This window comes from Carboxylicivirga litoralis (assembly GCF_025499605.1).
GTDB lineage: Bacteria > Bacteroidota > Bacteroidia > Bacteroidales > Marinilabiliaceae > Carboxylicivirga > Carboxylicivirga litoralis.
Genome location: NZ_JAFMVC010000141.1, coordinates 1 through 378 on the forward strand (window position 1 = coordinate 1; position 378 = coordinate 378).

Sequence of the window (378 nt, forward strand, 5' to 3'; positions counted from 1 at the left end):
GTTTGGTTCTCGATGGTTCAAGTGTCGATTCCCAATCATTTTCCGAAATATTAATTTCAAATTCCTCATTCAGATATTTACCCAATTTTCTCCAAGGGAGTAAATCCATCGAGTAGCGCCATTCCTTTATTGAAGAATCCATTGTCAAATCAACTGTTGGGTCAGCTTCAACATCAAATTGGCTGCAAAGTCTATGTTCTTCCTTAAAAATGAAGAAAACTTCTTCTGGTGTTATTTTTCTGTAGTTACTATCCATTTGCAGTTAGGTTTCTTCGTATGCCATACAACGGTGTTTGCATGATGCTGTGGCCAGCTTTAATGGTGGCCATGCATTATAGCATGTTGTTAGCCCTCGTATTTTATTCTTTTTATTTGAAT

1 protein-coding gene is annotated in these 378 nt (G+C 36.8%); it reads right to left on the reverse strand.

Annotation, left to right across the window (positions count from 1 at the left end):
- Window positions 1–256, reverse strand: a 256-nt coding sequence (locus J1N10_RS21135) for a hypothetical protein (RefSeq protein WP_262328700.1), incomplete at its 3' end; no start/stop codon positions are given.
- Window positions 257–378 lie beyond the last annotated feature (122 nt).